General features: G+C 73.8%; 20 protein-coding genes and 1 pseudogene. 13 read left to right on the top strand and 8 right to left on the bottom strand.

From position 1 onward, the window contains the following. The first annotated feature begins 3 nt into the window (after positions 1-3). The 3 genes from hpaH to AB1207_RS15275 are packed head-to-tail and all read left to right on the top strand — an operon-like array spanning position 4 to position 2157. Entirely contained in the window at positions 4-789 is a 786-nt protein-coding gene (gene hpaH, locus AB1207_RS15285) for a 2-oxo-hept-4-ene-1,7-dioate hydratase (RefSeq protein WP_367639240.1), read from the top strand. Further along, positions 774-1550 carry an HpcH/HpaI aldolase family protein gene (locus AB1207_RS15280; protein ID WP_367639239.1) on the top strand — a complete coding sequence of 259 codons (777 nt, stop codon included), beginning with the start codon at positions 774-776 and terminating at the stop codon, positions 1548-1550. The genes hpaH and AB1207_RS15280 overlap by 16 nt, the downstream gene beginning before the upstream one ends. A 19-nt stretch (positions 1551-1569) precedes the next feature. Continuing rightward, complete coding sequence (locus tag AB1207_RS15275; RefSeq protein WP_437178954.1) at positions 1570-2157, top strand: DJ-1/PfpI family protein; 588 nt, start codon at positions 1570-1572, stop codon at positions 2155-2157. Here the strand turns inward: AB1207_RS15275 and AB1207_RS15270 are convergent. From AB1207_RS15270 to AB1207_RS15250, 5 genes are all read right to left on the bottom strand, one after another. Next, positions 2124-3590 (bottom strand): glyceraldehyde-3-phosphate dehydrogenase, encoded by a 1467-nt coding sequence (locus AB1207_RS15270; protein WP_367639237.1) that lies wholly within the window; start codon positions 3588-3590, stop codon positions 2124-2126. The two genes, AB1207_RS15275 and AB1207_RS15270, sit on opposite strands and share 34 nt — an antisense overlap. A gap of 14 nt (positions 3591-3604) precedes the next feature. Next, positions 3605-5395, bottom strand: coding sequence for a phosphoenolpyruvate carboxykinase (GTP) (locus AB1207_RS15265; protein WP_367639236.1), 1791 nt, complete (start codon positions 5393-5395; stop codon positions 3605-3607). A 158-nt stretch (positions 5396-5553) separates the two neighbouring features. Further along, positions 5554-6105: a putative quinol monooxygenase gene (locus AB1207_RS15260; RefSeq protein ID WP_367639235.1), complete on the bottom strand. Its 552-nt coding sequence runs from the start codon at positions 6103-6105 to the stop codon at positions 5554-5556. A gap of 133 nt (positions 6106-6238) precedes the next feature. Continuing rightward, complete coding sequence (locus AB1207_RS15255; protein ID WP_367639234.1) at positions 6239-6409, bottom strand: hypothetical protein; 171 nt, start codon at positions 6407-6409, stop codon at positions 6239-6241. Positions 6410-6571: 162 nt separating this feature from the next. Continuing rightward, positions 6572-8080, bottom strand: coding sequence for an HNH endonuclease signature motif containing protein (locus AB1207_RS15250; RefSeq protein ID WP_367639233.1), 1509 nt, complete (start codon positions 8078-8080; stop codon positions 6572-6574). A 630-nt stretch (positions 8081-8710) separates the two neighbouring features. Between AB1207_RS15250 and AB1207_RS15245 the strand changes: the two are divergent. The 7 genes and pseudogenes from AB1207_RS15245 to AB1207_RS15215 all read left to right on the top strand — a co-directional run. Further along, positions 8711-8914: pseudogene (locus AB1207_RS15245) on the top strand (substrate-binding domain-containing protein); the annotation flags it as partial. A 31-nt stretch (positions 8915-8945) separates the two neighbouring features. Then, positions 8946-9716 (top strand): SDR family oxidoreductase, encoded by a 771-nt coding sequence (locus AB1207_RS15240; protein ID WP_367639232.1) that lies wholly within the window; start codon positions 8946-8948, stop codon positions 9714-9716. Continuing rightward, complete coding sequence (locus tag AB1207_RS15235; RefSeq protein ID WP_367639231.1) at positions 9704-10738, top strand: L-idonate 5-dehydrogenase; 1035 nt, start codon at positions 9704-9706, stop codon at positions 10736-10738. Before AB1207_RS15240 ends, AB1207_RS15235 begins: the two co-directional genes overlap by 13 nt. Positions 10739-10889: 151 nt before the next feature. Beyond that, a complete protein-coding gene (locus AB1207_RS15230) occupies positions 10890-12350 on the top strand; it encodes an APC family permease (RefSeq protein ID WP_367639360.1) in 1461 nt (486 codons plus the stop codon). Beyond that, positions 12347-13975, top strand: a complete 1629-nt coding sequence (locus AB1207_RS15225) for an amidohydrolase (RefSeq protein WP_367639230.1) — start codon at positions 12347-12349, stop codon at positions 13973-13975. Before AB1207_RS15230 ends, AB1207_RS15225 begins: the two co-directional genes overlap by 4 nt. Positions 13976-13993: 18 nt before the next feature. Then, positions 13994-15040, top strand: coding sequence for an agmatine deiminase family protein (locus tag AB1207_RS15220; RefSeq protein ID WP_367639229.1), 1047 nt, complete (start codon positions 13994-13996; stop codon positions 15038-15040). A 16-nt stretch (positions 15041-15056) separates the two neighbouring features. Next, positions 15057-15689, top strand: coding sequence for a TetR/AcrR family transcriptional regulator C-terminal domain-containing protein (locus AB1207_RS15215; RefSeq protein ID WP_367639228.1), 633 nt, complete (start codon positions 15057-15059; stop codon positions 15687-15689). Here AB1207_RS15215 and AB1207_RS15210 read toward each other — a convergent pair whose 3' ends face one another. Then, complete coding sequence (locus tag AB1207_RS15210) at positions 15690-18284, bottom strand: SpoIIE family protein phosphatase (protein WP_367639227.1); 2595 nt, start codon at positions 18282-18284, stop codon at positions 15690-15692. Positions 18285-18443: 159 nt separating this feature from the next. Here AB1207_RS15210 and AB1207_RS15205 point away from each other — a divergent pair, with 159 nt between their 5' ends. After that, positions 18444-19181: an HNH endonuclease family protein gene (locus AB1207_RS15205; RefSeq protein ID WP_367639226.1), complete on the top strand. Its 738-nt coding sequence runs from the start codon at positions 18444-18446 to the stop codon at positions 19179-19181. After that, positions 19178-19795, top strand: a complete 618-nt coding sequence (locus tag AB1207_RS15200) for a LysE family translocator (protein ID WP_367639225.1) — start codon at positions 19178-19180, stop codon at positions 19793-19795. Before AB1207_RS15205 ends, AB1207_RS15200 begins: the two co-directional genes overlap by 4 nt. On the opposite strand, the gene AB1207_RS15195 is transcribed toward AB1207_RS15200, so the two are convergent. Further along, a complete protein-coding gene (locus tag AB1207_RS15195; RefSeq protein ID WP_367639224.1) occupies positions 19792-20598 on the bottom strand; it encodes an NAD-dependent epimerase/dehydratase family protein in 807 nt (268 codons plus the stop codon). The two genes, AB1207_RS15200 and AB1207_RS15195, sit on opposite strands and share 4 nt — an antisense overlap. A gap of 22 nt (positions 20599-20620) precedes the next feature. On the opposite strand from AB1207_RS15195, the gene AB1207_RS15190 reads away from it, so the two are divergent. Further along, entirely contained in the window at positions 20621-21238 is a 618-nt protein-coding gene (locus AB1207_RS15190; protein WP_367639223.1) for a TetR/AcrR family transcriptional regulator, read from the top strand. Positions 21239-21240: 2 nt separating this feature from the next. Here the strand turns inward: AB1207_RS15190 and AB1207_RS15185 are convergent, their stop codons facing one another. Next, complete coding sequence (locus AB1207_RS15185) at positions 21241-22224, bottom strand: LacI family DNA-binding transcriptional regulator (RefSeq protein WP_367639222.1); 984 nt, start codon at positions 22222-22224, stop codon at positions 21241-21243. Positions 22225-22242: the final 18 nt, after the last annotated feature.

Here is a 22242-nt window from a genome sequence, read left to right as displayed (position 1 = left end):
ACCGTGCTGCCCCCCGAGACCGTCACCGCCATCGCCGACGAACTCGCCGCCGCCGAACGCGACCGGACGACCGTCCCCCTGCTCACCGCCCGGCACCCCGGCATGACGGTGGAGGACTCCTACGCGGTCCAGAACGAGTGGCGCCGCCGGCAGGTCGCCGCGGGCCGCCGGCTCGTCGGCCGCAAGATCGGGCTGACGTCGAAGGTGATGCAGCAGGCCACCGGCATCACCGAACCCGACTACGGCGCGGTCTTCGACGACATGGTGTTCGAGAACGGCAGCGTCGTCGATCACGCCCGGTTCTCCAACGTGCGCATCGAGGTCGAACTCGCGTTCGTCCTGCGCGAACCCCTCAGCGGCCCGCACACGAGCGTGTTCGACGTCCTGCGCGCCACCGAGTACGTGGTCCCGGCGCTGGAGATCCTCTCCTCGCGGCTGGAGATGGCCGGACGCACCATCGTCGACACCATCAGCGACAACGCCGCCATGGGCGGCATGGTGCTCGGCGGGAACCCCGTCGCCCCCGACGCCGTGGACCTGCGCTGGGTCTCGGCTCTGTTGTACCGCAACGAGACCATCGAGGAGACGGGGGTCGCAGCGGCCGTGCTGAACCACCCCGCGACCGGGGTGGCGTGGCTGGCCCGCAAGCTCGCGCAGCACGACGACGGCCTCGCCGCGGGTGACGTCGTGCTCGCCGGGTCCTTCACCCGGCCGGTGTGGATCGAACCCGGCGACACCGTGCTGGCCGACTACGGACGACTGGGGACGATCTCGTGCCGCTTCCACTGACCCTTCGCGACGCCCTGCAGACCGCCGACCGGCCCCTGTTCGGCGGGTGGGTCTGCTCCGGTTCCCCCGTGGCGGCCGAGATCATGGCGGGGTCGGGGCTGGACTTCGTGCTCGTCGACATGGAGCACGCGCCGAACGGGCTGGAGTCCGTGCTGACCCAGCTGCACGCCGTCTCCGGGTACCCCGTCGTCCCCGTCGTGCGCGTCGCGGCGGCCGACGAGGTGCTGCTCAAGCAGGTCCTCGACCTCGGCGCGCGCACGGTGCTCGTCCCGATGGTCTCGACCCCGGAGCAGGCAGCGGACGTCGCGGCCGCCACCCGCTACCCCCCGCTCGGGCGGCGCGGGGTGGGCAGCGCGCTGGCCCGGTCCGCACGCTGGAACCGGGTCGAGGGCTACCTCCGGAACGCCGCCGACCACGTGTCGGTCCTCGTGCAGGTCGAGACGCCGGACGGGGTGCGGAACGCGCGCGCCATCGCGGCGACGCCCGGGATCGACGGTGTCCTCGTCGGCCCCGCCGACCTCGCAGCGTCCATGGGGCTGCTGGGTCAGCAGGGCCACCCGGACGTCGTGGCCGCGGTCCTCAGCACCCTCGCCGACGTGCGCGCCGCGGGCCGGCCGGCGGGGGTCAACGCGTTCGACCCCGCGCTCGCGCACCGGTACGTCGAGGCCGGGGCCCGGTTCGTCCTCGTCGGCGCGGACGTCGTCCTGCTCGCCCGGGGTTCGGAACGACTGGCGGCGGAGTTCATCCCTCCTCCAGGATGACCCCGTGGCGGACAGCGACGTGCGGCGGATCGGGATCGTGCTCTTCGACGGTGTGGAGGAACTCGACGCCGTCGGGCCGTGGGACGTGCTGGCCTGCTGGACCCAGCAGTTCGACGAGGACGGCTGGGAGGTGACGACACTGTCGCGCGACGGCGGACCCGTCACCGCGGCCAAGGGGCTGCAGTTCACCGCCGCCCACTCCTTCGCCGACGCCCCGGCGTTCGACGTGCTGCTGCACCCCGGCGGTCGCGGCACGCGGCCGCAGCTGCGCGACGAGGCGCACCTGGACTGGGTGCGCACCCAGCGCCGCTCGGTGCCGCTCATGACGAGCGTCTGCACCGGCGCCCTCGTCTACGCCGCCGCGGGTCTCCTCGCGGGCCGGCCGGCGACGACCCACTGGGGTTCGCTCGACCTGCTGGCCGAGCTGGACCCCACGATCGAGCTCCGGCCGGACGACCGCTTCGTCGACGACGGCGACGTCGTCACGTCGGCGGGCGTCTCGGCCGGCATCGACATGGCCCTGCACCTGGTGGCCCGGCTCTCCTCGGTGGACCGGGCCCGCCAGGTGCGTCGTCACGTCCAGTACGACCCGGAACCGCCCGTCTGAGTCGCGAGCCCCGACGCCACCGGCGGGAACACCTGCCGGTCCAGCCCCTGGAACGTCCGGGCCACCCGCAGGACCTGCTCGCAGTAGCCGCGTTCGTTGTCGTACCAGACGTACAGGACGACGGTGTCCCCCGCCGTGATGGTCGCCAGTGCGTCGACGACCCCCGTCTTGCGGGTCCCGATGAAGTCGGTCGAGACGACCTCCGGGGAGTCGGTGTAGTCGATCTGGTCCTGCCACGGGGAGTCGAGCGAGACCTGGCGCAGGTACTCGTTGAGGTCGGCCTTCTCGACGGACTCGCGCAGGGTCAGGTGCAGCACGGCGAGGGACACGTCGGGGGTGGGTACTCGGATGGAGTTCCCGGTGAGCTTGCCCTCGAGCTCGGGGAGGGCCTTCGCCACGGCCTTCGCCGCGCCCGTCTCGGTGAGCACCATGTTGAGCACCGCGGACCGTCCGCGGCGGTCGCCCTTGTGGAAGTTGTCGATGAGGTTCTGGTCGTTGGTGAACGAGTGCACCGTCTCGACGTGGCCCCGGAGGATCCCGAAGCGGTCGTTCACGACCTTCAGGACGGGGGCGATCGCGTTGGTCGTGCACGACGCCGCCGAGGCGATCCGGTCCGACTCCGACAGCGTGTCCTGGTTGAGCCCGTGGACGACGTTCTTCACCGAACCCTTGCCCGGTGCCGTGAGCAGCACGCGTCCGACCCCTCCACTGCGCAGGTGCTGCGACAACCCTTCGGCGTCGCGCCAGCGGCCGGTGTTGTCGATGACGAGCGCGTCGTGGATGCCGTGGGCGGCGTAGTCGACGGTGGCCGGGTCGTCGGAGTAGATGACCTGGATCGTCGTGCCGTTGGCGTGGATGCGCTCGTTCTCCTCGTCCACCGTGATGGTGCCCGCGAAGGCACCGTGGACGGAGTCGCGGCGCAGCAGGCTGGCCCGCTTGACGAGGTCGTTGGCCCCGCCGCGGCGGACGACGACGGCACGCAACCGCAGACCCCACGGGTCCTGGCCCTGCTCGACGAGGATGCGGGCGAGGAGGCGACCGATCCGGCCGAACCCGTACAGGACGACGTCGCGCCGACCCGCGGGGGCCTGCTGCTGCGCCAGCGGGGCGAGCAGTTCCCGGACCGCGGCCTCGTCCCCCACGCCGGTGAGCCGGGCGAGGTCGATGACGGCCGGGGCCAACGGCAGGCGGCAGAGCACCTGCAGCAGTTCGAGGCTGCCCTCCAGGCTCAGCTCGACGTCGTCGACGCGGCGGGCGAAGCGGTGCGCCTTGATGAGGTCGACGACGGACTTGCCGACGAGGCTGCGGCCGTGGACCGTCGCCGTCACCCCGTGGTCGCGGTGCAGGCGGCCGATGAGCGGCACCATCGCCTCGGCCAGGCCGAGCTTGAGGGACCAGCCGAGGTCGTCGGCGGGCTGGGTCTGGTCGGACATGCGGGGTCGTCTCCTCAGTTCGCGGCGGTCAGGTCGGTCCGCAGCTGGTGCAACCGCTGCGAGATCGGGGCGGGGAGCGTGTCCCCGAAGCGGGCGAAGTACGTCTCGAGCTCGTCGAGTTCGGCCGTCCAGGCGGCGGGGTCGATGGCGAACAGTTCGGCGAGGTCCTCGGCGGGGACGTCGAGCCCCGTGACGTCGAGGTCACCGGGTGCCGGGACGAGTCCGACGGGCGTGCGCACCGCGTCGACCGATCCGGCCACGCGCCGGCAGATCCACTCCACGACGCGGGAGTTCTCCCCGAACCCCGGCCACAGGAAACGGCCGTCGTCCCCGCGGCGGAACCAGTTCACGCCGAACACCGCGGGCGTCTGCGCGAGCCGCTCGCCCATGCCCAGCCAGTGGCCGAAGTAGTCCGCCATGTCGTACCCGGCGAAGGGCAGCATCGCGAAGGGGTCGTGCCGGAGTTCGCCGACGGTCCCCTCGGCCGCGGCGGTCTGCTCGCTGGAGATCGAGGCGCCGAGGAACACCCCGGCGCGCCAGTCCTCGGCCTGCAGCACCAGTGGCACGTTCGTGCGGCGGCGGCCGCCGAACAGGACGGCGTCCACGACGACCCCGGCGGGGTCGTCGGCGTCGTCCGCCAGCGACGGGCACTGCGACGCCGAGACGGTGAACCGTGCGTTCGGGTGCGCGGCCGGCGTGCCCGAGGCCGGCGTCCAGTCGCGACCGCGCCAGTCCACGAGGTGCTCGGGGACCTCGTCGGTCATCCCCTCCCACCACACGTCCCCGTCGTCGGTCAGGGCCACGTTGGTGAAGATGACGTTCTCGCGCAGCATCTCCATGGCGGTCGGGTTCGTCGACCAGCCCGTGCCCGGGGCCACGCCGAAGAACCCGGCCTCGGGGTTGATGGCCCGCAACCGACCGTCGGCGTCCGGGCGCATCCAGGCGATGTCGTCCCCGATCGTCTCCACCGTCCAGCCCGGGACGGTGGGACGCAGCATCGCGAGGTTCGTCTTGCCGCACGCCGAGGGGAACGCCGCGGCCAGGTGGAACTGCCGCTGCTGCGGGTCGGTCACCTTGATCAGCAGCATGTGCTCGGCCAGCCAGCCCTCCTCGCGCGCCATCGCGGAGGCGATGCGCAGCGCGAAGCACTTCTTGCCCAGCAGCGCGTTCCCGCCGTACCCGGAACCGTAGGACCAGATCTCCCGGGTCTCGGGGAAGTGGGCGACGTACTTGAGGTCGTTGCACGGCCAGTGGACGTCGTCCCGGGCGACACCGCGGTCGTCCACCAGCGGGAAGCCGACGGAGTGCACCGCGGGGACCCACGCCGTCCCGGGGGTGATCGCGGCCAGCGCCTCGGCTCCCATGTGCGTCATGATCCGCATCGAGACCACCGCGTACGGGGAGTCGGTGACCTGCACGCCGAGCTGGGAGATGGGGCCGCCGACCGGGCCCATCGAGAACGGGACCACGTACATCGTCCGGCCGCGCATCGAGCCCGCGAAGGCCTCGTCCAGTTCCTCGCGCAGGGCGGTGGGTTCGCGCCAGTTGTTCGTGGGGCCGGCGTCCCGCTCCTCCTGGGAGGCGATGAAGGTCCGCGACTCGACGCGGGCGACGTCGGTCGTCGTCGAGCGGGCCAGGAAGGAACCGGGTCGCAGGTCCTCGTTGAGGCGGATGAGGGTGCCCGCCTGCACCATCTGCGACGTGAGCCGGTCGAACTCCTCCTGGGACCCGTCGCACCAGACCACCGCGTCCGGCTCCGTGAGCCTCGCGATGTCCTGCACCCAGGACAGGACCTGGGGGTTCACGTCGGACCGTGTGGTGAGGGGCGCGTCCAGCTGCGTCGTCAAGGCTCGTCTCCCGGATCGTGGGTCGTCGTCGAACCCCACGATCCGGGAAGCGCGAACCCCTCGACAGGGCTCAGACCTCGAAAGATCGGCCGATCTTCACCGCTGGTGCAATCGCGTCAGCGGGGCTGCACCTCACCCATCGGCCCGAAGCCGGCGACGTCCGGGGCCTCGACGTAGATGATCTGCGGCTGGGCGGCGACGTGGTCGGGCATCTCCGAGATCGCCTTCTGGAAGTGGTCGGACGCGACGTGCGTCTTCCCGGCCTCGTCGTCGCGGAAGCCCTCGACGAGGGTCCAGAGGTTGGGGTCCTCGACGCTGCGGGACCAGTCGAAGAAGAGGTTCCCCGGCTCGGCGCGGACGGCGTCGGTGAACTCGCGGACGAGCTCGGGCCAGCGGTCGGACAGCTCGGGCTTCACGGGCCACTTCACCACGATGAGGATCATGTCCCGAGCGTAGTGCGGCGCGCCCGCCACGCCAGGGCGGCGACCGGCGGCCACAAGTACGTCGCGAGGGCGCGTGGCGGCGGCGAGGTGGTGCGCCGGCCCCCAGCCGGGGCGGTGGGACTCCCGCACGAGGAGGACGAGCCCGAAGAACAGGACGAGAGCCCCTCCCCCGGCCGTCACCCACCCGCCCCCGGGGAGGTCGACGAGCCACAAGCCACTGGTCACGGTGAACGCTCCGACCCAGCACGGCCGTGGTGGTGACGGCGAACTGCGGCCACGTGCCGACGAAGCGGAGGTCGACGGCCTGCAGGACGCCCAAACCCACGCAGCCCACGACGGAAGACGGCCGTGACGAGTGTCAGCCCCCGCCACCGCAACCAGGGCGCGGGCACCCGGTGTCGAAGGCCTCGACCACGACGATGGGGACGAGCGTGCTGCCGAGCCCGGGAACCGCCGCCCAGTCCGCGAAGTCCGGCAGCCCGAGGTACCCGGGGTTGAAGACCGTCTGGTCGACGAGGCCCTCCTCCACGAGAGCGTACGCGACAGCGAGGAACCCCGTGACGGACCACGAAGTACGAGTCCGGCGTCGCACCGGGGTGGCGCAGCAGTGACGGCAACGCCGTCAGCGCCTGCCTGCCCAGGACGAATTCACGCAGACCTCCGCGGTTCGCCACGGCGCGTGATCGCAACCCTAGAACGGTGGCGGGTCGTCGGCCTCGCGGGCAGCGCGCAGCGCCGCGACCCGCCGCGCCCGGTCGTCGACGTGTTCCCACACGAACTGCGTCTTGAACCGGTGGTGGGTCCGGCACAACGCTTGAAGGTTGTCGGCGGTGGTGGGTCCTTCTGGCCAGGGGACGACGTGGTCCAGGTCGCAGTCCGCGGCCGGTCGCACGCACCCCGGGCCGCGGCACGTCTCGTCGCGGGCGACGATGAACCGCCGCAGCGCGGCGGAGGGGCGGTAGACGTCGGCGGCGACGTCGATGACGTCGCGGGTGCCGGGGGCGGTGACGACCTTGCGCCAGGTGGCGTCGGGGTCGGCGGCCAGTTCCCGCGCCGTGTCGATGCTGACGGGGCCGAGGCCGTCGACCCAGGCTGCGTCCTCGGGGAGTTCCCCGCCGTTGTTCTCGTCGGTGCCGAACAGGGTGGTCGCGTCGACGCGCAGCAGGACGTGGACGCTGGTCGCGGGCCGGTGACTGCGGCCGGTCGTGACCGGGTGGTCCGCGTCAGCGGGCTGCTGGTGGGCTTGGTCGGAGGTGGCGGGGGTCCAGCGGGTGAGGCCGTCGCGCAGGACGTCGACGAGGGCGTCGTTGACCCTGGTGGCGTGGTCGCGGGTGTCGTGCAGGCCGTGGGTCTTGGTGTGGTCGGTGGTGGCGTCGGCGCAGGCGGTGGCGAACGTCATCAACCGCCGTCCCAGGCCCAGGGGGAGCTCCAGGGACAGGTGGGCGGTGGCGCCGTCCTCGCAGTCGGTCAGCACCGCCTCGCGTCCGGGGTGGCGGGTGTGGCGGACGACGCGTTCGTGGTGGGGGGTCATCCGTTCCAGCAGCCGGAAGCAGCGGCCGTGCAGGGCCGAGCCGACCTTGCCCTCGCGCGCCCAGGCCAGGGCGCTGGTGTGGAACCGGTCCAGGGCCTGGGTGAGAGCCTCCCCCTCCAGCAGCGCGGGCCCTTCGGTGACCTCCCCGTCGGCGTCTGCGGCGACGGTCCCGGTGTGGGCGGCCAGGCGGCGGGACTGGGCCAGGATGGTGCGGGCCTGGCGGGCGGTGACCTCACCGGCGGCGACGGCTTCCCAGACGGGGCGTTCGGCGGTGCCGGCGGCGTGAGCGGTCCAGACGTGGGTGAGGGCGGTTTCGATGGGGACGCCGCAGCCGCGGGAGTGGTGCAGGGCGACCAGTTCGATCGCCGCCTGCAGTGGGGTCCAGGCCGCGAAGGGGTGGCCGTGGTGGCGGCCCATGATCTGGATGCGGCGGTCGGACAGTTCCCCGGCCTGGTCGGGGTGGGGGTGGGTGGTGAGTTGGGTGATGAGGTCGGCCAGCCCGAGCAGTTCGCGGGCGTGGGCTTGGTCGGCGGCGCGGCGCAAGGCGGCGAGGTGGGCGTCGAGGTCGAGGTCGGTGAAGCCGTCGGCGTCGAGAGGGAACCGCGGCGACCGCGTCGGCGGCACGGAACCTGCGGGGTGTCCCGCGTGCTCCTGAATCGTCGCCGTCATGTCCTGATCCTACCGCTCAGGGCCGGTTCGAACAAGACGAACACATTGTCCTGCAACGGCTTCGGTGGGTTATGTGTGGTTCAAGGCGCATCCCGGGACGGGGCAGGGCGACTAGCCGCAGGTCCGAGTGTCAGCGAGCACGGTCCACCCGGCTGTCGGAACACCGTCACCCCCGCAGAATCCTCCCTCGTGCTTCGTCCTGCGGGTTCCGCGACAACTCCCCCGGCACCTGCACAGAGCCTGGGTTTCGCGCTCGAGTCCGCCCGGGCCGTGGGTGCGTTCACGCCGGTCACGGCCTTCGTCGACCAGCTGTTCGGGGCTCGTGGTGCTGGTTCTCCGAGAGCCCTCCGGGCGCGAACTCGCCGCTGACCAGCCGCTCCCGCTCGACCTCCAGCTGACCGCTCCCGACGGGGCCGAGGTGGCGCACGACCGACCCCATCGCGTCGAACACGGACGAACCCGGTCGAACGCCTCCGTGCGGCCACCGGCCATGACGGCCGACCGCCCCCGTCTCAGCGCCGACGTCACCCCCGCTCACCTCAGCGTCGACGACGTCCACGCCAGGGTCGGCGAGGCCCTGCGCTCGTGACCTCGACCGACGCGGCCACCCCGCTGCGCGCTGCGGGCCAGCAGTTCCAGGCCGCGACGATCCCCGAACCCCTCAACCAGGAGGGCTGGCAGATCGTCGACGAGTTCAACCGCGCGTTCGCCGGTCAGCCCGACAGCGGGTACGTCCCGGCGGTGCACATCACCGACGCCGACAACGTGGGCAGCACGACGTCGTGGGACCCTGCGGGGTACCGCGAGGCCTACGCGACGCTCTGGGGTCGCTGACCGGTACGGCCCGTTCGAGACGAGGAGCACCGTGATCCACCCCCTGTTCGACGTCAGTGGCTCACGGGCCCTGGTGACCGGGTCCAGCCGCGGCATCGGCCACGCCCTGGCCACCGGCCTGCTGGAGGCGGGCTGCACCGTCGTCCTCAACGGCCGCGACCCCGACCGGCTCGAGCAGGCCCGCGCGGGGCTGGCCGAACGGTTCGGGGACGCCGTGCACGCGGTCGCCTTCGACGGGACGGACGCGGACTCGGTGCGCGAGGGCGTGGCGCGCACCGAGGCCGAGGTCGGCCCGCTCGACGTCCTCGTCAACAACACCGGCGCGCAGCACCGCGCGCCGTTCCTGGACTTCCCCGACGAGGCGTGGCACCGGCTGCTGGCCACGAACCTCACGAGCGCCTTCCTCGTGGGTCGCGCGGTGGGCCGGGCCATGGCCTCCCGCGGGCGCGGGAAGATCGTCAACGTCGCCTCGTTGCAGAGCGAGGTGACACGTCCCGGCATCACCCCCTACGCCGCCACCAAGGGCGGGCTGAAGATGCTGACGAAGGGCATGTGCGCCGACCTCGCGCCGCACGGCCTGTGCGTCAACGCGATCGGCCCGGGGTACTTCGACACCGAACTCACGTCGGCCCTCGTGGCGGACGAGGAGTTCAGCGCCTGGGTACGGGGCCGCACCCCCGCCGGCCGGTGGGGGAACGTGGAGGACCTCGTCGGCACGCTGCTGTTCCTGGTGAGCCCCGCGTCGGACTTCGTCAACGGGCAGGTCGTCTACGTGGACGGAGGCATGACGTGCGTGCTGTGATCGCCTACGGCAAGGGAGACGTCCGGGTCGAGGAGCACGAGCTCCCCCACCCCGGGCCGGGGCAGGTCGCCGTGCGGATCGCGTTCGGCGGGATCTGCGGGTCCGACCTGCACTACGTCCACCGCGGTGGCGTCGGCGACTACTCGATCCGCGAACCCCTGACGCTCGGGCACGAGGTGTCCGGCACGGTCGCCGCACTCGGCGAGGGGGTCGACGGCCCACCCGTCGGAACCCCCGTCACCGTCCACCCCGCGACGCCGTGCGGGGAGTGCGCGCAGTGCCGGGCCGGCCGGCCCAACACCTGCCCTGCCACCCGCTACCTCGGCAGCGCCGCGCACCTCCCCCACGTCCAGGGCGGTTTCGCCGACGTCGTCGTCGTGCGGGCGGCCCAGCTCGTGGAACTGCCGGCCGGGTTGGCCCTGGACCGGGCGGCGCTGGCCGAACCCCTCGCGGTGGCGCTGCACGCCGTCTCCCGCGCCGGGGACCTGCGGGGTCGCCGCGTGCTCGTCACCGGCGCCGGTCCGATCGGCGTCCTGGTCGCCGCGGCGGCCCGGCACGCGGGCGCGACGGAGGTCGTCGTCAGCGACCTCGTCGGTGAGGCGCTGGAGGTGGCCCGGCGCTGCGGAGCGACGTCGACGGTGCACGCCGGCGACCTCGACGGCACCGAACCGCTCGACGTCGACGTGGCGATCGAGGCGTCCGGCGCCCCGCCGGCGCTCGGCACCTGCGCTCGCCACGTCGTCCGCGGCGGGGTGGTGGTGCAGGTCGGGCTGCTCCCGCCGGGCGACGTGCCCGCCCCCGGGAACCTCCTGGTCACCAAGGAGGTCGACCTGCGCGGCGCGTTCCGCTTCACCGACGAGATCCGCACCGCCGTCGACCTGCTCGCCGGCGACCTCCCCGTGGACGCCGTGCTCACCCACCGGGTCCCCGTGGACGAAGCGGTCCCGGCGTTCGACCTCGCGGGCGACCGGCGCGTGGCCAGCAAGGTCCTGCTCGACTTCACCGGCGGTGCCGTCGGCTGACGCCCGGGAGCGCTGCGGCGGGGCGGGACGACGTCACACGACCGAAACGTGGGCGGAACACGAGGGACTCGCGGGAAAGGCACCATAACCGACACGGTTTCGGTTAGGCTCCGGTCGTGCAACGGAGCACCTCACCCAGGAGGACCTCGTGATGGACCCTGTGATCAGCACCGCGTCGTCAGCTCACCCCGCCGCTCCCCCCGGCCCCACCGGCACCGACCAGCTCAAGGGCTCCCTCGGGGCCACCGGCATCACCGCCATGGTGGTCGCCGCCGCCGCACCCCTCACGGTGCTGACGGGCATCGCCCCCCTGGCCATCGCGATCGGCGGCATCGGCGCCCCGGCCGGCTACCTCACCGCCATGGTCGTCCTGGCGATCTTCGCCGTCGGCTTCACGACGATGACCCGCCTCACCGGCGGTGCGGGTGCGTTCTACTCCTACGTGACGTTGGGCCTGGGCCGGAGCTTCGGCGCCGCAGCAGGTCTCGTCGCGATCATGTCGTACAACGCCCTGCAGGTCGGGGTCTACGGCCTGCTCGGCCTGCAGTTCCAGGCCACCGTCGCCCGCCTCACCGGTCTCGTGCTGCCGTGGTGGCTGTACGCCTTCGCCGCCATCGCCGTGGTCTGGGCGCTGGGCCGGCGCGGCATCGACATCGGCGCGAAGCTGCTCGGCGTGCTGCTCGCGGCCGAGACCGCGATCCTGGCGGTCCTCGCCGTGAGCATCGTGGCCGAGGGCGGCGCGAACGGGCTGCACCTGACGTCCTTCAGCGCCCCCGCGCTGACCGACCCGGGCCTCGTCGGCATCCTCGGGTTCTGCTTCGCGGCCTTCGCCGGGTTCGAGTCCACCGCGCTGTACCGCCGCGAGGCGAGGGACCCGGAGCGGTCGATCCCCCGTGCGACGTACGGTGCCGTCGCGTTCCTCGGCCTCTTCTACGCCTTCGTCGTGTGGGCCGTGATCCAGGGCCTGGGCGATGCCGACGCGCGCGCCGCCGCGGGGGCGAACCCCGTCGCGCTCTTCACGTCGGTGATGGACCGGTACGCCGGCGCGTGGGCCACCGACGTCATGGCCGTCCTCGTCCTCACCAGCGTCCTCGCGGCCCAGATCGCGTTCCACAACGCCATCAACCGGTACTCCTTCACCCTGGCCAAGGACGGCCTGATGCCCGCCGCGCTCGGCCACGCCCACCCGCGCTACGCGTCGCCGGCCCGCGCCGGCGCGGCGCAGAGCGTCCTCGCCGGCGTCGTCGTGGCGATCGCCGCACTCATCCACGCCGACCCGTACCGCCAGCTCGTCATCTTCGTGAACACGCCGGGCGCCATCGGGGTCATGCTCCTGCAGACCCTCACGAGCATCGCAGTCGTGGTGTACCTGCGCCGCCGGCCCGACGTCAGCGCCCTCGTGAAGTGGGTCTCGGTGCTGGCCTCCGTCCTGCTGGCCGTGGCCACCGGACTCCTCGTGCGCTACGTCGGTCTGCTGACCGGCGCACCCACCTCGACGAACGTGGTCCTGGTCGCGATCGTCCCCGCCGCCCTCCTGCTGGGCATCGTCCTGGCGCAGCTGCTGCGCACCCGGCGTCCCGACCTCTACACCCGCATCGGCGGCGAGTCGTGACCGCCGCGCAGCTCGTCGTCGTCGCGGACACCGTCCACACGCTGGACCCGGCGCGCCCGCGCGCCCAGGCCGTCGCCATCGCCGACGGGACCGTCACGGCCGTCGGGGACCGGGCCGACGTCGCCGGCTGGCGGACGAAGGACACCGAGGTCGTCGACCTCGGCGCCGCCACCGTGACCCCGGGCCTCGTCGACGGGCACGTGCACCCGGTCATGGGCCTCGTGCTCACCGCCGGCATCGACCTGTCCGGCGTGCGCACGCGCGGTGAGCTCGTCGAGGCGCTGCGCGCGGGCGTCGCCGACGCCGGGACCGACGTGCGGGGCGGCGCCTGGGTCCTTGGCTGGGGGCTGGACCCCAACGCGTTCGAGGGCGCCCCCATCACGCACGAACCCCTCGTGACGGCCCTCGGCCCGGACGCCCTCGTGCACATCACCCTGTTCGACGCGCACTCGGCGCTCGTCTCGCCCCGCGCGCTGGAACTCGCGGGCATCACCGGCCCCCGGGGTTTCCGGTCCGGTGCGTCCGTCGTCGTCGCCGACGGACACCCGACGGGCCACCTGCTGGAACTGGAGGCCGTCGACCTCGTCGGGGACCTGCTCCCGTCCGAGGCGCCGGCCGAGCGCCGCCGCCGGTTCCGCCACCTGCTGCAGTCGATGGCCGCCGTGGGTCTGGTCGGGGCGAACGCGATGGACTTCGAGGGCGACTCCGCAGACCTCGTGCGGGCGGTGGCGCAGGAGGACGCGGGGTTGCCGATCCGACTGCGCTTCGCGCCGTTCGTCATGCCGCAGCACGGCCGGGACCACCTCGACCACGTCGTGGACCTGCAGCGCAGCGCCGGACGCCGGTGGGCCGTGGACGGTGCCAAGTTCATGGTCGACGGGACCATCGACGGGGGCACGGCGTGGCTGGAGGAGGCCGACACGCACGGCGAGTCCACCGCCCCCTTCTGGCCCGACCCCGCCGAGTACACCGCGGCCGTCGGGCACCTCACCGCCCACGGGGTGCCGACGGTGACCCACGCGATCGGGGACGCGGGGATCCGCCACGTCCTGCGGACCGTCGCGGGTCTCAGCGCGGGGAGCGGACCCCGTGTGCCACACAGGATCGAGCACATCGAGACGCTGCCGGACGACCTCGTCGAGCAGTTCGCCCGCCTCGACGTGACGGCCAGCATGCAGCCCACCCACTGCACGCACTTCACGAAGGCCGACCACAGCGACAACTGGTCCCGGCGCCTGGGGAAGGTGCGCGCCGACCGCGCGTTCCGCACGCGCGACCTGCGCGACGCCGGCGCCCGGCTGGCCCTGGGGTCGGACTGGCCCGTCGCCCCGTTCGACCCGCGGGCGGTCATGGCCGACGCCCGCCTGCGCCGCACGGCCGGCCGGGCGCAGGAGGAACCGGTCCTGCCCGGGCAGGCCCTCACCGCGCTCATGGCGCTGGAGGGGTACACCACGCACGCGGCCGCCGCCGCGGGGCTGAGCGGCCGGGCGGGTACGGTGCGGGCGGGTGCGCGGGCCGACCTCGCCGCCTTCGGCCTGGACCCGCTGACGGCCGACCCCGACGAGTTCGCGCAGTCCCCCGTCCACCTCACCGTGGTCGACGGTTCCGTCGTCCACCGCGCCTGACCGGAGGTCCTCCACCCCATGACCCTCCCCGAGGACGGCCCCACGACGAGCGCGCGCGCCATGCCGGCGGAGTGGGCGCCCCACCGGCGCACGTGGATGGCGTTCCCCACCCCGAACCCCACGTTCGGGGAGGAGGGCGGACCCGACCTGGCCCGGGCCCGGCGGGCCTGGAGCGCGGTCGCGAACACCGTCGCGGCGCACGAACCCGTCACCGTCCTGGTGGACCCCGGCGACACCGCCGCGGCCCGCGAGCTCCTCGACGCCGGCGTCGACCGGGCCGAGGTCCCCCTCGACGACGCGTGGCTGCGCGACTCCGGACCCACGTTCGCCCGCGAGGGCGGCAAACCCGTCGCGGTGGACTGGCGCTTCAACGGGTGGGGTGCGCAGTCGTGGGCCCGCTGGGACCGCGACGCGCTCGCCGCACGGGCCGTCGCCGACCTGGCGGGGACCGCGGTCAGCACCTCCGACCTCACCCAGGAGGGGGGTGCGTTCCACGTCGACGGCCACGGGACGGTGCTGCTCACCGACACCGTGCAGCTGGACCCGTTCCGCAACCCGGGGTGGACGCGGGAACGCGTCGAGGCGGAGGTGCACCGCCAGCTCGGCACCACCACCGCGATCTGGTTGCCGCGCGGGCTGACCGCGGACTACGGCGAGTTCGGCACCCGCGGGCACGTCGACATCGTGGCGGCCTTCACCAGTTCCGGACGCGTGGTGGTCCACACCCAGCCCGACCCCGGGCACCCCGACCACGCCGTGAGCCGGGAGGTGCTCGACCTCCTGCGGTCCGCGACCGACGCGCGGGGCGGACGACTCCAGGTGCTGGAACTGCCCGCACCGAAGACGGCGGAGGTCGACGGGGAACTCGTGGACTTCTCGTACGTCAACCACTACGTGGCGAACTCCGTCGTCGTGGCCTGCGCGTTCGACGACCCGCGCGACGCGCAGGCGCGCTCCGTCCTGGAACAGGCGTACCCCGGACGCACCGTCGTCCCGGTCGACGCCCGCGACGTGTTCGCGTTCGGCGGCGGCATCCACTGCATCACCCAGCAGCAACCCGCCTGAACCACCGGAGATCCCCATGGCCCGTCCCAGCACCCCGCTCCTGTCCCGCGAGCAGATCCTGCGTGCCGCGCTCGAGCAGCTCGACCGGACCGGGGAACTCGGGCTGCCCAAGCTCGCCCGGCAGCTCGACGTCGGGACCTCCTCGCTCTACCACCACTTCAAGGGCGGGCGGGAGGAACTCGTCGAGGGGTTGCGCGGGCTGCTCACCGAGGAGGCGATGCCCGAGGAACCCCTGCCCGGTGAGAGCTGGCAGGACTTCGTCCGGCGCTGGGCCGGGCGGTACCGCTCGGCGTTCGTGGCCCACCCCGCCGCGGTGCCGCTCATGACGGCGCAGACCGTCACCCACCCGTCGACCCTGGCCAGCTACGAGACGTTGGCGCGGGTCCTGCACGACGCCGGGTTCGACGACGAGGAACTCCTGCACGCCGTCACGGTGCTCGACAACTTCGTCCTCGGTTCGGCGCTGGACGCCGGTGCGCCCGTGGAGGTCTGGGCCGACTCGGGACGTCCCGACTCCCCGCTCTCGCGGGCAATCCGGGCGACCAAGGCGCAACCGGGCGACCGGTCCGCCCGTGCGTTCCACCTCGGTCTGGAGAGCCTGCTGACCGGTCTCGAGGACCTGCGCGACCAGGACTCCCCCGGACGCTGATCAGCGCACGGGAGGCAGGCCCCGGGGCACGCGCTCGGGGCCTGCTTCCGCCGGCCGGTCGCCCTCGAGGGGGTGCAGCCGGAACGCGAGCAGCGCCACGTCGTCCTCGTGCTCGCCGGGGACGAGCCGTTCGAGGACGCCGTCGAGGAGGTCCTCCAGGCTCTGTCCCGCGAGGTCGGCGACGACCGAGCGCAGCAGCGCGATGCGCTCCTCCAGCGGGATGTCCCGGCGTTCGATGAGGCCGTCGGTGAAGGCGAGCACCGTGCACCCGCGTTCGAGCACCGCGACGTGGTCGGAACGGGCGGCGGTCGGGTCGATGCCGAGCAGCAGCTCCGACGCCCCGGAGTCCAGCGACCGGACCGAACCGTCGGGGCTGACGACGAGCGGGTCGAGGTGCCCGGCGTTGGACCAGCGCACGTGGGTCCGCTCCCCGGACAGCTCCAGGCGGGCCACGACCGCCGTCGCCGTGGTCCCCACGTCCAGGCCCTCCATCGCGGCGTCCAGGCCCGACAGCACCCGCGCCGGCGAAGCCCCTGTGCTGTAGGCGATCCCGCGCAGCAGCGAACGGACCTGGCTCATGGCGGCGGCCGCGTCGATGTCGTGGCCCATGACGTCGCCGATGACGAGCACCGTGGCGCCGTCGGGGGTCAGGAAGGCGTCGTACCAGTCGCCCCCCACGCGCGCGGCGCGGGCCGCGGGCCGGTACCGCACCGCGACCTGCACGTGGTCCGGCTGGACCGGCGGCGTGAGGATGCTGCGCTGCAACCCCTCGGCGACCCGGTGCTGCTGGGAGTAGAGCCGGGCGTTGTCGAGGGCCAGACCCGCGCGGTCGCCGACCTCCGTCGCCAGCAGGAGGTCCTCGGCCGAGAGCCGGTCTGCCGCCCGGTCGTGGAACAGGCTGATGAGCCCGACCGTGCGCCCGCGAGCGCGCACCGGCAGGCACTCGAACGCCTGCGGCGCCAGCCGTTCCAGGAGTTCCCGGGCCGTGGAACCCGGCGCCAGCTGCGCCGCGATGGACTCGGTGGCACCGGCGGCGACCCCGGTGGGCTGGCCCGTGCGCCACACGCGGAACAGGTAGGAACTCGACTCCAGCGCCTGCAGGCGCGCCTCGCGGTACTGCTCGACGAGGTCGCGGCGGGCCGCGTCGGCGTGCTGGCAACCGAGGTCGCGCAGCCCACCGTCCTCGTCGACGAGGGTGACGAGGCACCAGTCCCCCAGCGCCGGCACGAGGTGCTGGGCGAGCCGCGCGTACGCCTCCTCCACGTCCAGCGTGGAGGAGAGGTCCTCGCTGACGCGGACGATGAGCCGCAACCGCTCGGCCGCGTCGGCCGTGGCCGCGTGCGCCGCCTCCAGCGCCCGCTGCGCGCGCATCCGCTCGGTGACGTCGAGGAAGGAGACCGACAGGCCGTCGGGGTCGGACCAGGCCCGCACCTCGAACCACGCGTTGAGGGGCGCGGGGTAGAACGCCTCGAACGTCGCGGGCACGCCGGTCTCGGCCACGGCGCGGTAGTGCGTCTCGAACTCCGACCCGACGGCCTCGGGGAACAGCTCCCAGACGCTGCCGCCCAGCAGGTCCGCGCGCGAACGCCCCAGGACGCGTTCGGCCTCGCCGTTGACGTGGCTGAACCGGAACTCGCGGTCCAGGGAGAAGAACGCCGACGACATCGACTCCAGGACACGGGCGATGCGGGCGTCCTCGTCACGCGCCGCCGTCGTGTCGTACGCCGCCCCCAGCACGCGCGCGGCGCGGCCGGACTCGTCGGCCAGGGACTGCCCCTTCGCCCGGACCCAGCGCGTGGTGCCGTCCGGGAGGACGATGCGGTACTCCGCCTCGTAGGGCCCGACGGTGTCGATGGACTCCTGCAGGGCGCGGGTCACGCGAGCGCGGTCGTCGGGGTGGACGCGGCCGTTGAACGCCTCGATGGTGCGTCCGAAGTCGTCGGCGGCGTAGCCGAACATCTGCAGCAGGTTCTCGTCCCACGTGAGACTGCCGGTGCCGAGGTCCCAGTCGAACGTGCCGACCCCGCCCGCGCTGACGGCGAGCTGGTGGCGCACGCGGACCGCCTCGAGGTCGACGGACAGCGCCGACAGCTCCAGCTCGGTCACGGCGGAGCTCGCCAGCGCGGTGATCAGCGAGACGTCGGACCCCGCCCACTCCCGCACGTCGGGCCCGAAGACGCACAGCGCGCCGACGACGTGCCCGTCCTGACCCCGCAGGGGGACCCCCAGGTAGGCGCGGACGGCGCCGCTCGTGACGGGCGGCAGCCCGCTGACGCGCGCGTCGGCGAGGGCGTCGGTGACGACGAGGGGCCCGGCTGACGTCGCCGTCACGGTGCACAGCGAGTCCGCCAGCGGCGTCGGCTGCCCGGGACCCGCGACACCCTCGGCGGCCGACCCGACGGCTGCGGAGATGGTCTGGACGTCGGACAGCAGGGAGACCTGGGCGGCGGGTGCCCCCAGCAGGCGGGCGGCGAGCTCGGCCAGCCGGTCCAGCGCGGGGTTGCTGCTGGCCGTCACGAGGCGCCGGGCGGACTGGACGCGGTCGGCATCGCCGGCGAACGCGGCCGCGGCAGCAGCCGGTGGCGGGCGGTCCATGACGTGTGCTCCTCGGCCGACCGGCGTGGGGACCGGGCTGGGACAGGGTCGAACCTGGGGACGGGTGGACGGTCGCCGGCGTTCTCCAGCGTCCTCGAGTGTGACACGCCGGGTGCCGTGACGACCGTCGAAAGCCCGCGTGCGGCAGCATCGTCGGCCGTGCCGACCGTCCGGGGCCGCCCTGGCCCGCCCGCCCTGCCGCTCGTCCTCCTGCTCGGTTCGCTGCTGGTCGTGGCGCTGCTCGTCGCCCTCGTCGCGCTGGGCGGCGCCCCCCGACCGGACCGGGACGCTCCCCCGGCGGTGTCCGCGCAGACGGCCCTGGCCCAGCTCGCCACGCTGGCCGTCCGGGCGCCCGCACCGCACGCGGGCTACGCGCGGGAGCGGTTCGGGGACGGCTGGGTCGACACCGACCGCAACGGCTGCCAGACCCGGGACGACGTCCTGGCCCGGGACCTGCTCGACGTCTCCTTCCGCGCCGGGTCCGGCGGCTGCGTCGTGGCGAGCGGGGAGCTCGTCGACCCCTACGGCGGGGAGCGCATCGACTTCGTCCGCGGCCCCGGCACCAGCGAGCAGGTCCAGGTCGACCACGTGGTCGCGCTGTCCAACGCGTGGCGGACGGGGGCGCAGGGGTGGGACGCGGCCCGCCGGACCGCGTTCGCCAACGACCCGCTGGAACTGCTCGCCGTGGACGGCTCCCTCAACGCCGCCAAGGGCGACGGGGACGCGGCGACGTGGTTGCCCCCGGCGGCCGGCTTCCGCTGCCGGTACGTCGCGCGGCAGGTGGCGGTGAAGGCCGCCTACGGCTTGTGGGTCACCCCGGCCGAGCGGGAGGCGGTGGCCCGCGTGCTCTCGACGTGCCCCGGTGAGCCCTCGCCCGCGCCTACGCTCGCGGGGTGACCCTCGACGCCGTGCTCGCGTTCTGCGCCCTGTGCCTGCTGCTGGAGCTGACACCGGGCCCGAACACGTTCCTCGTCCTGCGGCACAGCCTGCACGGGGCGCGGGCCGGGGTCGTGACGGCGCTGGGTTCGGCGCTCGGGGCGCTCGTCTGGGCGAGCGCGGTCGCCGTCGGCCTGGCCGCACTGCTGGAACGCTCGGCGCAGGCCTACCAGGTGCTGAAGGTGGCCGGCGGCTGCTACCTCGTGCACCTCGGGGTCCGCACGTTCCTGGCGCACCGGCGCGCGAGCAGCGGCGAACCCCTCACCGCCGCGGCGCCCCGGATGCCCACGGCGTTCCGCTCCGGCCTCGTCTCGTGCGTCCTGAACCCCAAGGTGGGGTTGTTCTTCCTCGCGGTGGTCCCTCAGTTCGTCCCGGCCGGTGCCGGGGCGCGCGGCACCCTGCTGCTGGGGGCCCTCGAGGCGGGGGTCGCCCTGCTGTACCTCACGGTGCTGTCCCACGTCGCCGCCCGCGCGGTCGAGTGGATCCGCCGCCCGCGCGTGACCCGCACGCTCGACCGGGTCAGCGCCGCCGTCCTGACGGCGTTCGGGGTCGGGACGATCGCCGGCGCCCGTTAGTTCGGTTCCCCCAGGGGCGTGCGGTGGAAGTCGCCGCCGACGAGGTCGTCGTCCTCCTGAGGTCCCTCGGCCGCGAACACCTCGGCCGCGAACTGCTCGGAGTCGTCCTGGGGGTGGTACCCGATCGCCTCGCCCTCGGCGAGCGACCACCACCGCCGGGTGTTCGCCGAAACCCCCCAGACGCAGTGCCACCCCGTGACCTGCGGCGCCACCGCGGCCGTCACCAGTCGGGCGCAGTCGTCGTACGACATCCACGTCGACAACCCACGCACGCCCCCCGGGTGCGGGAAGCAGGAACCGATGCGCAGCACGACCACGTCGAGGCCGGCCCGGTCGACGAACAGGCGGCACAACGACTCCCCCGCCGTCTTGCTCCAGCCGTAGTAGCTGTCCGCGCGGAACGGCGTGTCCGCGGCCAGCAGTTCCCCCTCCGGTCGCCCGGTGAGACCGACGGCGTGGTTGCTGGAGGCGAACACCACCTTGGTGACGCCCGCCCGGACGCACGCGTCGAGCAGGACCCAGGTGCCGTGGACGTTGGCCTGCAGCACGTCCGGCCAGGCGCGTTCCTTGCTCAGCCCCGCGAGGTGCACGACCGCGTCGACCCCCGCCACGGCCCGGTCCACGACGTCGGTGTCGGTGACCGACCCGACGAGCACCTCGTCGCACTCGCCGTCCGCCGCTCCTCCCGGCGTGGGCAGGTCGAGGGAACGGACCCGGAAACCCCCGGCCCGCAGCCGGGGGACGAGTTCACGGCCGAGCCCGCCGGCGGCACCGGTCACGAGCAGGAGGGGGTGTTCGGTCACGCACTGGTCTTAGCATGGCCGGGTGGCTGAGGGAACCGGGCGACCCGGCGCGTACCGCAAGGGGATCGAGCGGCGGCAGCAGATCCTCGACCACGCCATCGACCTGTTCGCCGAGCACGGGGTCGACGGGGCCTCCCTGCGGTCGGTCGCCGACGGCACCGGCGTCTCGCACGCCGCCCTGCGGCACTACTTCAGCTCCCGCGACGAACTCCTCGTCGAGGCCTACCGCGAGCACGAACGACGCCACTCCTCCCCCGAGGACCCGGCCGCGGGCGGTCCGGTCGCGCAGATGGCGCGGTCGGCGGACCGCAACCGCGTGGTGCCCGGCCTCGTGCAGCTGTACGCGACGCTGACCGCCGACGCGCTGCAGGAGCGGCACCCGCTGACCCGGGAGTTCGTCCAGGCGCGGTTCTCGCGGGTGCGGGCCGAACTCGCCGACGCGGTCGCGCTCGGGCAGCGCGAGGGCCGCATCGACGCCGACCTCGACCCCGCGGACGCAGCGGCCCTCGTCATCGCCGCCTCGGACGGTCTGCAGGTGCAGTGGCTGCTCGACCCCGACGGCGTCGACGTCCGGCGGTCGCTGGAACTCCTGGAACGCCTGCTGCCCAGCCGCCGGGACATCGGCGGCGGCGGCGCCTGACCTCAGCAGCCGCAGCTGCGCCGCACGACGAGCTCGGCCGGCAGGACCTGGCGTTCGTGCTCGCCGTCGGGGGCGGGGTCCAGCGCCCGGGCGACGGCGGCCCGCGCCATCTCCTCCACCGGTTGCCGCACCGTCGTGAGCGGGGGCAGCGTGAACTCCGTCTCCTCGGTCCCGTCGAAGCTCACGACGGCGACGTCGTCCGGCACCCGCAGGCCACGTTCGTGCAGCGCCCGCAGCACGCCCACGGCCTGCAGGTCGGAACTGACGAACACCGCGTGCGGGTGGTCGTCCGGGGCGAACAGGCGGCGGCCGGCGTCGTACCCGCCCCGGCGGGAGAACTCCCCCCGCGCGATGGGCCCCACCCCGCTGCCGGCTTCGCGCGCCGCGGCGCGCCAGCCCTCCTCGCGCAGTTCCCCCGCCTCCCCGCCGATGACGAGCGCGACGGGACCGCGGCCGTGCCCCAGCAGGTGCGCGGTTCCCGCGCGGGCGCCCTCGAACGCGTCGACCCCGAGGCTGGGGAAACCCGGGACCTCGAAGAACGTGTTGAGCTGGACCAGGGGGATCCCGAGACCCGAGCGGGCCACGAGGTCGGGCCGCGCCATGACGCTGGTCACGACGATCGCGTCCACCCCGCGCGCGCTGAGGGCCTCGATGCGTCGGTGCTCGGCCTCGACGCCACCGTCGGTGCTGGCCAGCAGGACGTCGTACCCGCGCGCCGCGGCCACCGCGTCGACGGCGAGCGCGAACCCCGCCCACAGCGGGTTCCCCAGGTCCGGGACGACGTGCCCCAGCAGGCGCGAGGACCCGCGCCGCAACGCCTGGGCCGTCGTGTTCGGACGGTAGCCGAGCGCCTCGATGGCCTCGCGGACCCGCGCCGCGGTCGCCGGGGCGACCGGGCGCGGGCCGTCGTTCACGACGTAGCTCACCACCGCCGAGCTGACCCCGGCGTAGCGCGCGACGTCGGCGCGGGTGACGTTCCTGCTCACCCCCGCGAGGGTACTGGC

This window comes from Kineococcus endophyticus (assembly GCF_040796495.1).
Lineage (GTDB): Bacteria > Actinomycetota > Actinomycetes > Actinomycetales > Kineococcaceae > Kineococcus > Kineococcus endophyticus.
The sequence above is the reverse complement of the archived record's forward strand: the minus strand, read 5'-3'. Positions and strand labels throughout refer to the sequence as shown.